This is a genomic window from Achromobacter sp. DMS1, assembly GCF_001270295.1.
The window spans coordinates 1-16783 of sequence record NZ_LHSJ01000010.1 but is presented as its reverse complement, the minus strand read 5'-3'; the positions used below and the strand labels follow the sequence as shown (position 1 = coordinate 16783).

The window sequence follows — 16783 nt, the reverse complement described above, 5'->3', positions numbered from 1 at the left end:
GCCAAGCCGCCGCCAGGCGGCGAAGCCGGCTCCGGGCATTTCCCGGTGAGCCATAAAAGAGATAACGCTCCAGCCCCGGCCAGGCAAGCCGGCCGGCGCCGGGGCCCTGGTGGGGACAAATCCCAATGATCGACGTGGATCACGGCGCGCCTGCGCGCAAGCTCAAGCTCTATCAAATCCTGTACGTGCAGGTGCTGTTCGCCATTGTGGTCGGCATGCTGCTGGGGTATTTCAAGCCCGATCTCGGCGAGGCCATGAAACCCCTGGGCGACGGTTTCATCAAGCTGGTGAAGATGATCATCGCTCCGGTCATTTTCCTGACGGTGTCCACCGGCATCGCCGCCATGAGCGACCTGAAAAAGGTGGGCCGCGTGGCCGGCAAGGCCATGCTGTATTTCCTGGTGTTTTCGACGCTGGCGCTGGTCGTGGGCATGGTGGTGAGCCACATTGTGCAGCCCGGCGCGGGCATGCACATCGATCCGAACACGCTGGACCAGAAGGCCGTCGCCGGCTATGTCAGCAAGGCGCACGACTCCACCGTGACGGGCTTTCTGCTCAACGTCATTCCCTCCACGATTTTCAGCCCGTTCGTCAGCGGCGACATCCTGCAGGTGCTGTTCGTGGCCGTGCTGTTCGGCATCGCGCTGGCCATGGTGGGCGAGCGGGCCAAGCCGGTGCTGGATTTCCTGACCGCCCTGGCGCAGCCCGTGTTCAAGCTCGTGGCCATCCTGATGAAGGCGGCGCCCATCGGCGCGTTCGGCGCCATGGCCTTTACCATCGGCAAGTACGGCATCAAGTCGGTCATCAACCTGGCCATGCTGGTGGGCACGTTCTACGCCACGTCCGTGCTGTTCGTGGTGGTGGTGCTGGGGATGGTGGCGCGCTACAACGGTTTCTCCATCCTGAAGCTGGTGCGCTATATCCGCGAAGAGCTGCTGCTGGTGCTGGGCACCAGTTCGTCGGAAGCGGCCCTGCCCACGCTGATGCAGAAGATGGAGCGCGCCGGGTGTTCCAAGTCCGTGGTCGGCCTGGTCGTGCCCACGGGATACTCGTTCAACCTGGACGGCACTAACATCTACATGACGATGGCGGCGCTTTTCATTGCGCAGGCCTGCGATATTCCGCTGACGCTGGGCGACCAGATCCTGCTGCTGCTGGTTGCGATGCTGAGCTCCAAGGGCGCCGCCGGCGTGACGGGCGCGGGCTTCATCACCCTGGCCGCCACGCTGTCCGTGGTGCCGTCGGTGCCCGTGGCGGGCATGGCGCTGATCCTGGGCGTGGACCGCTTCATGTCCGAGTGCCGCGCGCTGACCAACCTGGTGGGCAATGCCACCGCGTCCATTGTGGTGGCGCGCTGGGAGGGCGAGCTGGATCGCGACCAACTGAACGCCGCCCTGAACGACGGGGCCGCGGCCCATCCCGCGCCCGAGGCGCCGCAGCCCGGCTTGCCGCCGAGCCGCGCCGCGCCTGAAGCAAAAAAGCCGGGTCGAGCCCGGCTTTTTCATGCGGAGGGCATGGCTTCAGTGCAGGTCCGCCGCGCTGTCCACGTACACGAGGCCCGCGGCCCGCAGTTTTTCGCGCATGCCGTAGATGTCCAGGCCCAGTTCTCCCGCGCTCAGCCGCTGGCGCGTAATGGCTTCGCGCGACAGGCGGGCGTCGCTGGCATCGGCGGCGGCGCCAGCGTGGCGGCGCGGCACCACCACGACGCCGTCCTCGTCCGCCACCACGACGTCGCCGGGTTCGACCAACGCGCCGCCGCAGACGACCGGCACATTGACGCTGCCCGGCGTCGCCTTGACGGTGCCCCGGGCGCAGACGGCCTTGGCCCACACCGGAAACCCCATGGCCTGCAGGGCCCGCACGTCGCGCAGCCGGCGTCGATCACCAGGCCGCGGACCCCGCGCGCCTTCAGCGAGGTGGCGAGCAGCTCCCCGAACATGCCGTCGTGATTATCGGTAGCGCAGGCCACGACCAGCACGTCGCCGGGCTGGCAGAGCTCGACGGCCACGTGCAGCATCCAGTTGTCGCCGGGCTGGGCAAGCACGGTGACGGCCGGGCCGGCTGCGGTCGCGCCCGGCCACACGGGGGCGCAGCGAGGGGGTGCAGCAGACCGGTGCGGCCCTGGGCTTCGTGCACCGTCGCCACGCCCGCGGCTTCCAGGCGCCGCACCGCCTCGGCGTCCGGGCGCGGAATGTTGCGCACGGCAACGTGGCGCGGGCCCGCAGGACGGCCGGCGCTCATGCGAACGCTCCCGTCACTTGCGGGAAGACGCGCTGGTAGCCTTCGGCGTGGGAGATCTTCAGGTCCGAATTGCGCGAGGCCTGCACGCCGCGCTGCAGGGCCACACGGGTGTAGTACTCCCAAAGATGTTCCTGCGCCGACATGGATTCGAACGCTCGGCGCTTGACGTCCCACACCTCGGAGATGTCGAGCAGCACTTCCGGTTTCCAGTCGCATTGCTCCGGCTGGTGCGGTTCGAACAGGAATACCGGCGGCGCGCCGAGCACGGGCTGCGACGGGTTATGCCCGTGCGCCTGCGCGATCACGCGCGCTTCCTGGGCGACGTGCGTGGCCAGCGGGTGGTCGAAGTTATAGGGATCCTTGAGCGAGTGCGTCAGCACGAAAGCCGGGCGCAGCTCGCGGTAGATGTCCACGAGCTGGAACAGGGCGTCGTCGCTCACGCGCAGCGGATAGTCGCCGCAATCCAGGAAGCGCACCGAAGCGCCGAGGATGTGGCGGCGCGCGCGGCCTCTTCGCGGCGCGCGGCCTTGACGCGCTCCAGCGTCATGCCGGGCTCGCGCCACAGCTTGGCCGATTCGCCGCGTTCGCCGAAAGAGAGGCAGACTACGGTCATGTTCCAGCCCCGCCTGGCGTACAGGGCGATGGCGCCGCCGGCGCGCCAGACGAAATCGGCGGAGTGGGCGCTGACGATCAGGCCGTTGGAAGTGGGAGTGCTCATGCGCTGGTCCTGAAAGAGAGAGGCGCCGCGAGACGCCTGGCGAAGCCGGGGCGCGCCGTCAATCGGCGCGGATGCCGGCCTCCTTGATGACTTTGGTCCATTTCATGGTTTCGCTGGCCACAAAGGCGCCGAAGTCCTGCGCCGAGCCCGGCGTGACAGTGGCGCCCATTTCGGCCATGCGCTTCTCGACGCCGGGGTCGGCCAGCGCGGCCTGCAGGGCCTGGTTGAGCTTGGCGACCACGGGCGCGGGCATGCCGGCCGGGCCGACGAGGCCCCACCACACCGTGGCGTTGGCGCCGGGCAGATTCTGGGAAGCCGCCGTGGGGAGATCGGGCATCAGCGCCGTGGGATGCGGGTTGAGCACCGCCAGTGCGCGCAGCTTGCCGGACTGCACGTGCGGGACGACCTCGAGCGGATTGATCGACATGAAGGTGATGCGTCCGCCCAGCAGGTCGGTGATGGCGGGCGAACCTCCCTTGTAGGGAATGTGCAGCGCCTTGAAGTGGCCTTCGGACTTGAGGATTTCGCTGGCCAGGTGGCCCGAGCTGCCGTTGCCGGCGGAGGCGTAGGTCAGCCTGTCGGGGTGGGCCTGGGCGTCTTTCGCCAGGTCTTGCAGCGAACGGTAGGGCGAATCGGCGCGCACCACGACCACCAGGGGCGCATAGCCGATGGCGCCCACGGGCGCGAAGTCTTTGGCGGGGTCGAAAGCCAGCTTGGAGAAAAGGGCGCCGTTGCTGGCCAGCGTGTTGGAAGCGGTGAGCAGGGTGTAGCCGTCGGGCTGGGAGCGCGCCACGTTTTCCATGCCGATATTGGTGGCGGCGCCGGGACGGTTGTCCACGATGATGGTCTGCTTGAGCGCTTCCGACATCTTCTGCGTGACCAGGCGGGTCACGATGTCCACCCCGCCGCCCGCGGCGTAGGGCACGACGATGCGGATGGGTTTGGCGGGGAAGCCGTCCGCGGCATGGGCGGCCGGCAGGGCCGCGGCCAGGCAGAGCGAAGCCGCGGCGCGGCCGAGCATGCGGGGCAGATTGAACATGGTTGTCTCCTGTGCGGTTCTGATGTGCGTGTACCGGCATGTTGCGGATTCAGTACTAATACTGTCCAATACTTTTTCTGAGGCCGATTTATTTGGCTTCAAAATAAGAAGCTTGAGTCCGCCATCCCAGCCCCCGCAGGAGCCCGCATGGATTTCCGCCAATTGCGTTATTTCGTCGCTGTTGCCGAAGAACTGAGTTTCAGCGCGGCGGCCAGGCGCCTGCACGTGAGCCAGCCGCCGCTCAGCCTGCAGATCAAGGCGCTGGAAGAAGAGCTGGGCGCGGTGCTGCTGGCGCGCAACAAGCGCAACGTGGCGCTGACCGAGGCGGGCGCGCTGTTTCTGGAACAGGCGCGCCATGCGCTGGGCCATCTGGATCGCGCGGGCGAGGTGGTGCGCCTGGCGGCGCAGGGCGACGCGGGCGAGATCCGCATCGCGTTCACGGCCTCGGTGCCCATGGTGGACGCCTTTCCGCGGCTGGTGCAGGCGTTTCGGGAGCGCCATCCCGCGGCGCGGGCGGATCTCATCCACATGTCCACCGGGCAGCAGCTGCACGCGCTGGCGGACAAGGACATCAGTGTGGGGTTTCTGCGGCCCTCGCCGCAATTCTGCCCGCCGCCCGGCATTGTCACGTTGGATCTATGGGCGGATCGCCTGGTGGCCGTGCTGCCGGCCTGGCACCGCCTGGCGCGCGCGCAGGAGCCTTTGCCCGTGACCGCGTTGGCCGACGAGTCCTTCATCCTGTTTCCGCGCGGGCTGGGCTGCGGCTTGTTCGAGCACGTCACCGCGCTCACCAGCCGGGCGGGCTTTGCGCCGCGCCTGATGCAGGAAGCGCGCGAAGGCGCACCATCGTGGGGCTGGTGGCGGCGGGGATGGGCGTTTCGGTGCTGCCGGAAACCTATGCGCGCACGGGCATCCCCGGTGTGGTGTATCGCCGCCTGGATACGCCGGACGCGGTCAGCCGCCTGATCCTGGCCTACCGGCGCGGGGACGTCGCGCCGCTGCTGCGGCGCTTCGTGGAAACCGTCGAGCGCGAGGCAGGCGCTCAGGGGAGTTCGATGCCCGCCGAACCCAGCAGCTGCGCGGTTTCGTAGACCGGCAGGCCCATGACGCCGGTATAGCTGCCGGCGATATGGCTGACGAAGACGCCGCCCAGGCCCTGGATGCCGTAGGCGCCGGCCTTGCCGTAGGGTTCGCCGCTGTCGCAATAGCGTTCGCGCTCCGCCTGCGAGAGTTCGCGCATGCGTACGGTGGTGATGGAGACGGCCTCGTGGAGGCGTCCGGCGTGCGCCAGCGCCACGGCCGTATGGACCTCGTGCTCGGTTCCGGAAAGCGCGGCCAGGATGCGCAGCGCGTCGTCGCGATCGGCCGGCTTGCCCAGCACCGCGCCGCGCAGGATGACGGTAGTGTCGGCCGCCAGCAGCGGCAGTTCCGGCAGTTCCTGGTCGCGCATCCAGGCCACGCCGCGCTCGGCCTTCTCGCGCGCCGTGCGGCGCACGTAATCGGCCGCCGCCTCGCCCGGCAGTTGCGGCTCGTCTTCGCCCGGCGGGGCCGGCACGCGCAGCACCTCGTGAGCCAGTCCGAGCTGGGTGAGCAGTTCTCGGCGGCGGGGGCTGCCGGAGGCCAGGTACAGGCGGGGAGCGGCGGGGCGGGTCATGGCGTGCCGGGCGTCAGGCCCGGTGATAGGGGTGGTTGGTGAGAATGGCCCAGGCGCGATAAAGCTGCTCGGCCAGCACGACCCGCACCATGGGATGGGGCAGGGTGAGCGAGGAAAGACGCAGCATGCCCGAGCACGACGCCTTGAGGCCGGCGTCCAGGCCGTCGGGGCCGCCGACCAGGAAAGCCACGTCCTGGCCGCCGGCGCGCCACTGCTCGAGTTTTTGCGACAGAGCCATGGTGGTGAGATCGCGGCCCCGCTCGTCCAGCGCGATGCGCAGCGGCGCCGGCCGGCAGGGCGGCTTCGATCCGCCTGGCCTCGGCGGCCATCATCTGCGCCGGCGTCTTGCCGCTGGTGCGGGACTCCGGCTTGATTTCGCGCAGTTCGAGCGCGCAGTCCGGCGGCAGGCGCTTGGCGTAATCGTTCCAGGCCGTCTCGACCCAGTCCGGCATGCGCGTGCCCACGGCCACGACGAGCAGTTTCACGGCGGGCTCAGTCTTCGGCGCCGGGTTGCGGGCCGAGCCCGGGAGGCGGCACGCGGGTGGATTCCGGCAGCAGCTTCACGCGCACCGGCTTGCCGCCCCAGATTTCCTCGAGGTTGTAATACTGGCGGATGGCCGGCTGCATGATGTGCACGACCACGTCGCCCAGGTCGACCACGACCCATTCGCCGGTGTCTTCGCCTTCGATGGTGATGCCGGGGATCTTCAGGTCGCGGCCGCGGTCGGCCACGCTGGAGGCCAGGGCGCGCGTCTGGCGGTTGGAGGTGGCGCTCGCGATGATCACGCGGTCGAAAAGGCTGGTCAGGTGCGTGGTGTTGAACACCTTGATGTCTTGCGCCTTGACGTCTTCGAGCGCGTCGATGACGGCGCGTTGGAGTTTTTGTATATCCATAGCTGCGAATGATAACCCGCGGAAAACCCGCGGGAAGGCGGCGCAAGCGGGGCTTGCGCGCGGTTAACGGTACAGGTGGTGCGCCGCAATATAGGCGGCGACGGGTTCGGCCAGCAGGCCGCGGGTCGATTCGCCCGCCGCCAGCTTCCGGCGTATCTGCGAGGCGGACACCGCCATGGGCGCAAATGGCAGGGCCTCCAGCCCGTGCCCGGTCTGCGCCAGCCAGGCGGCCAGTTCGGGCGGCGGCGCCAGGGAGGAGCCCGGCCGGGTCGCCACGGCCAGGTCCACCCGCCGCGCGATTTCCCGCCAGTCGCGCCAGGTGCAGAAATTCAAGAGCTGGTCGGCGCCCAGCAGCCACACGTAGCGCGGCCCTTCGGGCAGGGCCCGCAGCGTGTCGATGGTGTAGGTGGCGCCGCCGCGCTCGATCTCGATGGGGTTCACGACCAGGCCGCATTCGCCCTCGACGCCAGCTCCAGCATGCGCAGCGGTGCGCCGGCGCGGCGTGCAGGGCCGCGCGCTGCCAGGGGTTGGCCGCCGGGATGAGCTGCACTTCGGACAGGCGCAGCGCCTGCAGCGCCGTGCCGCGCAGCGCGACGTGCGCCACGTGCACGGGGTCGAAGCTGCCCCCCAGCAGGCCGACGCGCTTCACACCCAGTCCCGCGGCTTGAGGTAGGCCGCAAGCTCCGCTTCCGGCGTGCCGGCCTCGGGCTGCCAGTCGTAGCGCCACTGCGCCATCGGCGGCATGGACAGCAGGATGGATTCGGTACGCCCGCCCGACTGCAGGCCGAACAGCGTGCCGCGGTCGAACACCAGGTTGAATTCGACGTAGCGGCCGCGGCGGTAGGCCTGGAAGTCGCGTTCGCGTTCGCCGTAAGGCAGCGAGCGGCGGCGTTCCACGATGGGCATATAGGCCGGCAGGAAAGCGTCGCCCACCGAGCGGGTGAGGGCGAACGAGGCGTCGAAGCCCGGTGCGTTCAGGTCGTCGTAGAAGACGCCGCCCACGCCCCGGGTTTCGTTGCGGTGCTTGAGGAAGAAGTACTCGTCGCACCAGCGCTTGTAGCGGGGGTAGTAATCGGCCCCGTGCGGCGCCAGCGCGTCGCGGCAGACGGCATGGAAATGCCGGGCGTCTTCCTCGAACGGGTAATAGGGGGTGAGGTCCAGGCCGCCGCCGAACCAGAACACGTCGGCCTTGTCGTGTCCGGGGCGCGCGGCCGCCACGAACATGCGCACGTTCATGTGCGTGGTGGGAACGTAGGGATTGCGCGGGTGCAGCACCATGGACACCCCCATGGCCTCCCAGGAGCGGCCCGCCAGCTCGGGCCGGTGCGCGCTGGCCGAGGGCGGCAGTTTGGCGCCCTGTACGTGGCTGAACAGGACCCCGGCCCGCTCGAAGAGTCGCCCGCCTTCCAGCAGCCGGGACAGGCCGCCCCCGCCCTCGGGGCGGGTCCATTCGTCGGCGCGAAAGCGCGCCTTCGGCGCCTCCAGCGCCTGCACGATGGCGAAGCAGGCCGGTGAGGTAGGCGCGCACGGAAGCAACGGGCAGGGTCATCGGCGTGTCCGGGTCAGGCGTGGGTCTTGGATTTCTGCTGCGAGGGCTTGAGCGCGCGCCAGCCGATGTCGCTGCGGTACTGGCGGCCGTCGAAATGGATGCCGTCGATGGCTTCGTAGACGCGGTCGCGGGCCATTTTCACGGAGTCGCCCAGCGCCGTGACGCACAGGACGCGGCCGCCGCTGGTTTTGATGCCTTCTTCGTCCACCCGCGTGGCGGCGTGGAACACCATGCAGTCTTCGGCGTCGGCCGGCAGGCCCCGGATGAGGTCGCCCGTGCGGGGCGTGCCCGGGTAGTTGTGGGCGGCCAGCACCACGCCCAGGGCCGTGCGGCGGTCCCAGACGATGTCGGCCTGGTCGAGCGTGCCTTCGACGGCGTGTTCCAGCACGTCGAGCAGATCGCTTTTCACGCGCATCATGATGGGCTGGGTTTCGGGGTCGCCCATGCGGCAGTTGAATTCCAGCGTCTTGATGGCGCGGTCGGGGTCGTCGCCGGGCGCGATCATGAGGCCGGCGTACAGGAAGCCGGTGTAGGGAATGCCGTCGCGCGCCATGCCCTGCACGGTGGGCAGGATGATTTCGCGCATGATGCGGTGGTGCAGCTCGGGCGTGACGATGGGCGCCGGCGAATAGGCGCCCATGCCGCCGGTATTGGGGCCCTGGTCGCCGTCCTGCAGGCGCTTGTGGTCCTGGCTGGTGGCCAGGGCCAGCACGTTGCGGCCGTCGCACATGACGATGAAGCTGGCTTCTTCGCCCACCAGGCATTCTTCGATGACCACGCGCGCGCCGGCCTGGCCCAGGGAGCCGTCTCCCAGCATGGCGTCGATGGCCGCGTGGGCTTCTTCGAGGGTGGCCGCCACGACCACGCCCTTGCCCGCCGCCAGGCCGTCGGCCTTGATGACGATGGGCGCGCCTTCCTGGTCGACGTAGGCATGCGCCTTGGCGGGATCGGTGAAGGTTTCGTAGCGGGCCGTGGGGATGCCGTGGCGCACCATGAAGGCCTTGGCATAGTCCTTGGAGCTTTCGAGCTGGGCGGCCGCCTTGGTTGGGCCGAAGATCTTGAGCCCCCGGGCGCGGAAGACATCGACCACGCCGGCGGCCAGCGGCGCCTCGGGGCCGACGACGGTCAGGGCGATGCCTTCACGCTGGGCGAAGTCGGCCAGCTCCTCGGCACTGGTGAGCGCGATGTTTTCCATCTGCTCGGCCCGTTGCGTGCCGCCGTTGCCCGGCGCGACGTACACCTTGTGTACGCGCGGAGAGCGGGCCAGACGCCAGGCGAGGGCATGTTCGCGGCCGCCCGAGCCAATTACGAGGAGTTTCATTGTTGCGAGATTCTGAAGGTTGCCACGCTAGCCGTGGAAAAGGCGGCGGCGCCGGGCGCCGCCTGCTGCGGCCGCCGGGCCGTGCGGCGCCCGGCGGCCGCCAGCGGGATTACTGCTGCGCTTCGTCGAAAACAACGTTGGTATAGACTTCCTGCACGTCGTCCAGGCTTTCCAGGGCGTCGAGCAGTTTTTGCATCTTGACGGCATCTTCGCCGGAAAGCTCGGTTTCGTTCAGCGCCTTCATGATGATGCCCTCGACCTCGGCCTTCAGGCCGGCGGCGTCGAAGGCCTGGCGCACGGCGGCGAAATCGGCCGGCGCGCAAATGACCTCGACGACGCCTTCCTCGTCGGTGGCGACGTCTTCGGCGCCGGCTTCGAGGGCCGCTTCCATGACCTTGTCCTCGGAGGTGCCGGGGGCGAAGAGGAACTGGCCGCAGTGCTTGAACATGAAGGCCACGGAGCCTTCCTGGCCGAGGTTGCCGCCGTTCTTGGAGAACGCGTGGCGGACTTCGGCCACGGTGCGGGTGCGGTTGTCGGTCATGCAATCGACGATGACGGCCGCGCCGCCGATGCCGTAGCCCTCGTAGCGCACTTCCTCGTAGTTGTCGCCGTCGGCGCCGCCCGCCCCGCGCTGGATCGCGCGCTGGATGTTGTCCTTGGGCATGTTGGCGTCGGTGGCCTTGTCCCAGGCCATGCGCAGGCGCGGGTTGCTGTCGGGGTCGGGGCCGCCGGCGCGCGCCGCCACGGTGATTTCACGAATGATCTTGGTCCAGAGCTTGCCCCGCTTGGCATCTTGGCGTCCTTTGCGGTGCTGGATATTGGCCCATTTGCTGTGTCCGGCCATGGCTTCCCACTAAATTGGTCTTCAAAGGCGGCATTTTAGCCTGCCCATGGCCGCGGCGTCCGGCCGCCGGGCCGCTGTGTCCTTCGCGCCACGCACACAAGCCCGTTTCCAGGCTCTAAACTTGGACGTCCCGATTTTCCGGCTGGAGTCCTACATGCCCGATCCCCTCGTCATTGCCAGGAACGCCCAGGGCGATCTGGCGCTGCTTCCCGCGCTGGCCAACCGCCACGGCTGCATCACCGGCGCGACCGGCACCGGCAAGACGGTCACGCTGCAGGTCATGGCCGAGGCCTTCTCCCGCATCGGCACCCCCGTGTTCATGGCGGACGTGAAAGGCGACCTGACCGGCATTTCCCAGGCCGGCGCGGCCGGCCCCAAGCTGGTTGAACGCCTGCGCACGCTGGGCCTGTCCGAACCGGCCTGGGCGGCCAGCCCCATGACGCCCTGGGACGTCTTCGGCGAGCAGGGGCTGCCGGTGCGCGCCACCATCAGTGACATGGGCCCGCTGCTGCTCTCGCGCATCCTGGAACTGAACGACACCCAGGAAGGCGTGCTCACCCTGGTGTTCCGGGTGGCCGACGACGAGGGCCAGCTTCTGCTGGACCTCAAAGACCTGCGCGCCATGCTGCAGAACGTCTCCGACCGGGCCGCCGAGCTCAAGACCCGCTACGGCAACGTATCGGCCGCCAGCGTGGGGGCGATCCAGCGCGCCCTGCTCGCCCTGGAATCCCAGGGCGCCGACAGTTTCCTGGGCGAGCCCATGCTCGACGTGGCGGATCTCATGCGCACCGATGCGCAGGGCAGGGGCATGGTCAACGTGCTGGCCGCCGACAAGCTCATGCAGGCGCCGCGCCTCTATGCGATTTTCCTGCTGTGGCTGCTGGCCGATCTCTATGAAAAGCTGCCCGAGGTCGGCGACCTGGAACAGCCCAAGCTGGTTTTCTTCTTCGACGAGGCGCACCTGCTGTTCAACGACGCCCCGCCCGCGCTGCTGACCAAGATCGAGCAGGTGGTGCGGCTGGTGCGCTCCAAGGGAGTGGGCGTGTATTTCGTCACGCAGAATCCGCTGGACATTCCCGATACTGTCCTGGGGCAACTGGGCAACCGCGTGCAGCACGCGCTGCGCGCGTTCACGCCGCGCGACCAGAAAGCCGTCAAGACCGCGGCCCAGACCATGCGCCCCAATCCGGGGCTGGACATCGAGGCCGCCATTACCGAGCTGGGCGTAGGCGAGGCGCTGGTGTCTTTCCTGGACGCCAAGGGCCGCCCCGTGCCCACCCAGCGCGCCTGGATCCTGCCTCCCGCCAGCCGCATCGGCCCCGCGACCGATGCCGAGCGGCAGGCGCTGCGCAAGGGCAGCCCGCTGGCGGCCAAGTACGAGCAGGCCGTGGGATCGCGAGTCGGCCTACGAGGTGGCTGGGCCGGCCGGGGCCTCGGCGCCGGCGGCCAGTCCGGGGGCGGGCAAGCCTGCGCAGGGGGGACGAATCCCAAGGCGGGGGGCTTCATGGACGGCCTGAACGAAGTGCTGTTCGGTTCCACGGGGGCCGCGCGGCGGCAAGCGCGATGGCGTGGTCCAGAGCGTGGCCAAGAGCACGGCGCGCTCTATCGCGCGCGAGCTGGTGCGCGGCGTGCTGGGCTCGCTGCTGGGGTCGCGGCGCCGCTGAAACACGCTGCAGCAGCCATATTTGTAAACAGGGGTGTCCGTCGCGGACCTTTATGCCTATCATCCAGGGCTAAGACGAAATAACAGCAAAACGTTCCCCGCATGTGGCGCGTCCAGGTTCTGTCCGCCGCATCGCGGCGGCTTCCGGCCGCCGGCGGGAACGGTTCCCACGGAAATTCCCGTGCACCGGGTCGCATTGCGGCTGCCGTCGGCTCCGCCCAGGGCGGGCCGCCAGGGGCGCGTGCGCCGCGGACGGCGAACGGCGCATCCGGGCGCGGGATTTCGATGACACAAAAAGGAAGCACAGTGGCAACAAAGCACAAGATCGCGGTGATTCCCGGCGACGGGATCGGCAAGGAAGTCGTGCCGGAGGGACTGAAAGTGCTCGATGCGGCGGCCGCCCGTTTCGGCATCGATTTCCAGTGGGACCATTTCGACTGGAGCTGCGACTACTACGCGCGCCACGGCAAGATGATGCCGGACGACTGGCAGCGGCAGATCGGCGGCCACGAGGCCATTTTCTTCGGCGCCATCGGCTGGCCCGAGACGGTGCCCGACCACGAGGCCCTGTGGGGGTCGCTGTTCAAGTTCCGCCGCGAATTCGACCAGTACATCAACCTGCGGCCGGTGCGCCTGATGCCGGGCGTGCCGTCGCCGCTGGCCGGCCGGCAGCCGGGCGAGATCGACTTCTTCATCGTCCGCGAGAATACCGAGGGCGAGTATTCCAACAGCGGCGGGCGCCTGTTCGCCGGCACCGAGCGCGAAGTGGTCATCCAGGAAAGCGTGTTCACGCGCGTGGGCGCCGACCGGGTGCTGAAATTCGCCTTTGAACTGGCCCGCAAGCGCGGCAAGCACGTCACCGCCGCCACCAAGTCGAACGGCATTTCGATTTCGATGCCGTGGTGGGACGAGCGCGTGGCCGAGATGGCGGGGAACTATCCGGATGTCCGCTGGGACAAATACCACATCGATATTCTCTGCGCCCATTTCGTGCAGCATCCCGACTGGTTCGACGTCGTGGTGGCTTCCAATCTGTTCGGGGATATCCTGTCGGATCTGGGGCCGGCATGCACCGGCACCATCGGCATCGCGCCGTCGGCCAACCTCAATCCGGACCGCAAGTTTCCTTCTTTGTTCGAACCCGTGCATGGCTCGCGCCCGACATCTACGGCAAGGGGATCGCCAATCCCATCGGCCAGATCTGGAGCGGGGCGCTCATGCTCGATTTCCTGGGTTATCCCGACGCCAGCGCGGCGGTGGTCCGGGCCATCGAAGCGGTGCTGGCCGAAGGGCTCCGCACGCGCGACATGAAGGGCAGCGCGTCGACCGCCGAAGTGGGCGACGCCATTGCCGCGCGGGTTGCCGCCGCCTGACGGGCGAGTGCGCGTTTTGCTGGCGAAAGCTAGGTTTAGATGGACGATTCTGTAATTTCCTCTCCTCCCGTCCGCGTGGGCGGGGGACGGGCCGACCGTTTTGTGCGCAAGCTGTTCCGCTTGTTGCGTTCGCGCACCCAGCGGCACAACCAGCACCTGTGGCCGTTCGTGCGCATCTGGCGCGACCACACCGGCGCGATCAGCGCCTACAAGGCCTTTGGCCGCTCGTTTCCGATTACTCCCCTGTCGCCGGGTTCGATCCGGCCGACCAGGAGGTGCATCTCATCCTGAGCGGCCCCTCGGTGGCCGAGATTCCCTACGACCGCATGGACATCAAGGTGGCCATGGGGGTGAACGGCGCGATCGCGCTGGCCCGCAAGTTCGATCTGCCGTTCAAGTACTACTGCATCATCGACCAGAACTTCGTGCGCAACCGCATCGACCTGGTGCGGGAGATCGTGTCGCGCGACCTGACGCTGTACGTGATGCCCGAAGTGCTGCGCTACATCATGCAGGGCATCCCGCAGGAAGACATCCGCTGCCGCATCTGCATTATCGAGCTGATTTCCGCGCGCGCCTACGAACGCACCGCCGCGCCGGCGGTGCTCAAGCGCATGGCCGCGGCCACGCCCGACGTGCAGTTGCTGGACGCCAAGCGCGGCCTGGGCTACAGCTTCGACGTGTCGCTGGGCATCTTCGATGCGGACACCGTGGCCTACGCGGCGCTGCAGGTGCTGGTGTCCAACGGCGTGCGCAAGGCGTACGTGCACGGGCTCGACCTGACGACCCAGAACGGGCTGCGCTTCTACGAAGAGAAAAACCCGCAGACCAGCCGGCTGGGCCGCAAGTTCGCCAACCTGATCGAGCCCTCGTTCCGGTTCGCGTCGGAGCTGTGGCGCGCGCGCGGCGTGTCGGTGTTCAACCTCTCGCCCGTCAGCGCGCTGCCGCGCGACATCATGGAAAGGCTGGACTGGCAGACCTTCCTCAAGGACTGAGGCGGGCTGGCGCCCCGAAGCAAAAGGGCATCCCCGAGAGGATGCCCTTTTGCGGGAGAGGAACGGCGGAGCCCGTTCAGTGCGCCCCGGCGGCCGCTTCCGCCGCGCCGCCTCCGCCGCTGCGCGCCGACTTGGGCCGGCCAGCCAGACCAGGCCGGTGAGCAGCAGGAAAATGATCGCGGAGGCGTAGAACACGTCCACCGCCGACATCGTGAACGCCTGGGCATTGATGAGGCCGTCGATGGTGCTGAGCGCCTGGTGATGCGACATGCCCAGCCCGTTCAGTGTCTGCAGCGTCTGGTCGAACGCCTGCTGGCCCGGCCGCGCGGCCTCGGTGAGCTGCGCATGGTGCAGGGTGGCGCGGTTTTCCCAGAGCGTGGTGGAGATCGAGGTGCCGAACGCGCCCGCGGTAAGGCGCAGGAAGTTCGACAGCCCCGAGGCGGCCGGGATGCGCCAGGGCTCGATGCCGGAAAGCGTAATGGAAGTGAGCGGCACGAAAAACGCCGCCATGGCCGCGCCCTGGATGATGGTCGGGACCATCAGCGTGCGCACGTCGGTCTGGGTATTGAAGCCCGAGCGCATGAAGCAGACCAGCGCGAAGATCATGAAGGCCACCGTAACCAGCTGGCGCGGATCGCGCGTGGCCAGCATCTTGCCGACGATGGGCGTGAGCAGGATGGCCAGGAAGCCCACGGGAGCCGTTACCAGGCCGGCGTAGGTCGCGGTATAGCCCATGTTGCTCTGCAGCCAGAGCGGCAACAGCACTACGTTGCCGAAGAACACGCCATAGGCCACGGCCAGCGTGATGGCGCCCACCGAGAAATTGCGTTCCTTGAAAAGCCTCAGGTCGACCACCGGATGCGCGTCCGTGAGTTCCCATATTAGGAAGAAGACGAAGGCCACGAAAGCCAGGCAGGCCAGCAGGATGATGGTGGGGCTGGCGAACCAGTCCAGTTCCTTGCCCTTGTCGAGCATGATCTGCAGCGCGCCCACCCAGACCACCAACAGCGCCAGGCCCACTTTGTCGATGGGCAGCTTGCGCGTGACGGATTCGCGCTCGCCGTAGATGCGCCAGCTGATCCAGGCGGCCAGCAGGCCCACCGGCACGTTGATGTAGAAGATCCACGGCCAGGTGTAATTGTCGGAAATCCAGCCCCCCAGCAAAGGGCCGGCCACCGGCGCGACCAGCGTGGTCATCGACCACACCGCGAGCGCCATGCCGGCCTTGGCCTTGGGAAAGCTCGCCAGCATCAGCGCCTGCGAGAGCGGGATCATGGGGCCGGCCACGGCGCCCTGCAGCACGCGGAATGCGATCAGGGCTTCCAGCGAGGGCGAGAAGCCGCACAGCCACGATGCCAGCACGAACAGCAAGGTGGACATCAGGAACAGCCGCACCTGCCCGAAGCGTTGCGTGAGCCAGCCCGTCAGCGGCACCGTGATGGCGTTGGCCACGGCGAAGGAGGTAATGACCCAGGTGCCCTGGCTGGTGCTTACGCCCAGGTCGCCCGAGATAGTGGGAATGGACACGTTGGCGATCGACGTGTCCAGCACATTCATGAAGACCGCCGTGGACAGCGCCACCGACCCGATGATGCGGGTCGCGCCCTCCAGCGGCGGGTAGGTGCCGGGCGGCTGGGCGGGCGGCTTGGGAGCCGCCGTGGCCTGCGCGCTGGTGCTCATGGAAATGTCCTCAGCCGTTGGCGCGGGCGACCGCCGTGTCGTCCGTGGCCAGGTTGTCCTGGATGATCTTGTTGACCAGGGCGTCGATTTCGTCGTGCGGCGGCTCGAAGGCGCGCGTGGACCATACCGGCTCCTTGCGGCCAGCCGCGGTCAGGGGCTCGCCTTCGTCCTTGCCGACATTCACCTCGACGTCCATCGACAGGCCCACCCGCAAGGGGTGCTTCTTCAGGTCTTCGGGGTCCAGCGCGATGCGCACCGGCACGCGCTGCACCACCTTGATCCAGTTGCCCGTGGCATTTTGGGCCGGCAACAGGGCGAAGGCGCTGCCGGTGCCGGCGTCCAGGCCGGCCACAGTGCCGTGGTAGGTGACCGAGCTGCCGTACAGGTCGGCCGTCATGGTGACGGGCTGGCCGACGCGCATCTTGCGCAACTGGCCTTCCTTGAAGTTCGCCTCGACCCAGACCTGGTCCAGGGGCACCACCGTCATGAGGGGCGTGCCGGGCGCCACGCGCTGCCCGAGGTGGCGGCTGCGGCGCGCCACCACGCCTGCGACGGGAGCGGGCAGTACGGTGCGCGAGTTCGCCAGCCAGGCGTTGCGCAGGCCAGCCGCGGCCTCGCGCACGTCGGGATGGTTCTCGACGGAGGTGCCGCGCGTCAGCGCCTCGTTGGTGGCGAGCTTGGCGCGCGCGGCGGCCAGGGCGCTTGGCCTGCGCCAGCCCGGCATTGTGCGCTCTTCAGCGCGGCCTGGGCGTGCAGGATTTCCTCGCCGCTCACGCCGCCCGACCGGGCGAGCTGCTGGCGGCGCGCGGCGT

General features: G+C 68.4%; 7 protein-coding genes and 11 pseudogenes. 6 read left to right on the top strand and 12 right to left on the bottom strand.

Annotation, left to right across the window (positions count from 1 at the left end; all coding sequences use genetic code 11):
* Positions 1–125: 125 nt before the first annotated feature.
* A pseudogene (locus tag AD428_RS02250) lies at positions 126–1466 on the top strand (dicarboxylate/amino acid:cation symporter); the annotation flags it as partial.
* A 54-nt stretch (positions 1467–1520) separates the two neighbouring features.
* On the opposite strand, the pseudogene AD428_RS24215 reads toward AD428_RS02250, so the two are convergent.
* The 3 genes and pseudogenes from AD428_RS24215 to AD428_RS02240 form a co-directional block, all read right to left on the bottom strand.
* A pseudogene (locus AD428_RS24215) lies at positions 1521–2241 on the bottom strand (4-carboxy-4-hydroxy-2-oxoadipate aldolase/oxaloacetate decarboxylase).
* Positions 2238–2959: pseudogene (locus tag AD428_RS02245) on the bottom strand (PIG-L deacetylase family protein). The pseudogenes AD428_RS24215 and AD428_RS02245 overlap by 4 nt, the downstream one beginning before the upstream one ends.
* Before the next feature lie 58 nt (positions 2960–3017).
* A complete protein-coding gene (locus AD428_RS02240; protein WP_053244007.1) occupies positions 3018–3998 on the bottom strand; it encodes a tripartite tricarboxylate transporter substrate binding protein in 981 nt (326 codons plus the stop codon).
* Positions 3999–4145: 147 nt separating this feature from the next.
* Between AD428_RS02240 and AD428_RS02235 the strand changes: the two are divergent.
* A pseudogene (locus AD428_RS02235) lies at positions 4146–5089 on the top strand (LysR substrate-binding domain-containing protein).
* Here AD428_RS02235 and AD428_RS02230 read toward each other — a convergent pair.
* The 7 genes and pseudogenes from AD428_RS02230 to AD428_RS02200 form a co-directional block, all read right to left on the bottom strand.
* Positions 5041–5652, bottom strand: coding sequence for a Maf family protein (locus AD428_RS02230; RefSeq protein WP_053244006.1), 612 nt, complete (start codon positions 5650–5652; stop codon positions 5041–5043). The pseudogene AD428_RS02235 and the gene AD428_RS02230 sit on opposite strands and share 49 nt — an antisense overlap.
* Positions 5653–5665: 13 nt before the next feature.
* Positions 5666–6137 (bottom strand): annotated as a pseudogene (rlmH, locus tag AD428_RS02225) (23S rRNA (pseudouridine(1915)-N(3))-methyltransferase RlmH).
* A 7-nt stretch (positions 6138–6144) separates the two neighbouring features.
* A complete protein-coding gene (gene rsfS / locus AD428_RS02220) occupies positions 6145–6546 on the bottom strand; it encodes a ribosome silencing factor (protein ID WP_053244005.1) in 402 nt (133 codons plus the stop codon).
* A gap of 63 nt (positions 6547–6609) precedes the next feature.
* Positions 6610–7201, bottom strand: a pseudogene (nadD, locus tag AD428_RS02215) (nicotinate (nicotinamide) nucleotide adenylyltransferase).
* Positions 7192–8095 (bottom strand): annotated as a pseudogene (gene hemF / locus AD428_RS02210) (oxygen-dependent coproporphyrinogen oxidase). Before hemF ends, nadD begins: the two co-directional pseudogenes overlap by 10 nt.
* A 13-nt stretch (positions 8096–8108) precedes the next feature.
* Positions 8109–9416: a phosphoribosylamine--glycine ligase gene (gene purD, locus AD428_RS02205; protein WP_053244004.1), complete on the bottom strand. Its 1308-nt coding sequence runs from the start codon at positions 9414–9416 to the stop codon at positions 8109–8111.
* A gap of 109 nt (positions 9417–9525) precedes the next feature.
* Positions 9526–10260, bottom strand: coding sequence for a YebC/PmpR family DNA-binding transcriptional regulator (locus AD428_RS02200; RefSeq protein WP_053244003.1), 735 nt, complete (start codon positions 10258–10260; stop codon positions 9526–9528).
* 154 nt (positions 10261–10414) lie between these two features.
* On the opposite strand from AD428_RS02200, the pseudogene AD428_RS02195 reads away from it, so the two are divergent.
* From AD428_RS02195 to AD428_RS27345, 4 genes and pseudogenes are all read left to right on the top strand, one after another.
* Positions 10415–11924, top strand: a pseudogene (locus AD428_RS02195) (helicase HerA-like domain-containing protein).
* 101 nt (positions 11925–12025) lie between these two features.
* Positions 12026–13296: pseudogene (locus AD428_RS02190) on the top strand (tartrate dehydrogenase).
* 39 nt (positions 13297–13335) lie between these two features.
* Complete coding sequence (locus AD428_RS27350; protein WP_160318541.1) at positions 13336–13587, top strand: hypothetical protein; 252 nt, start codon at positions 13336–13338, stop codon at positions 13585–13587.
* Positions 13572–14291 (top strand): hypothetical protein, encoded by a 720-nt coding sequence (locus AD428_RS27345; protein WP_160318540.1) that lies wholly within the window; start codon positions 13572–13574, stop codon positions 14289–14291. Before AD428_RS27350 ends, AD428_RS27345 begins: the two co-directional genes overlap by 16 nt.
* A 76-nt stretch (positions 14292–14367) precedes the next feature.
* Here the strand turns inward: AD428_RS27345 and AD428_RS24210 are convergent.
* Positions 14368–15971: pseudogene (locus tag AD428_RS24210) on the bottom strand (DHA2 family efflux MFS transporter permease subunit).
* A 10-nt stretch (positions 15972–15981) separates the two neighbouring features.
* Positions 15982–16783 (bottom strand): annotated as a pseudogene (locus tag AD428_RS02165) (HlyD family efflux transporter periplasmic adaptor subunit); the annotation flags it as partial.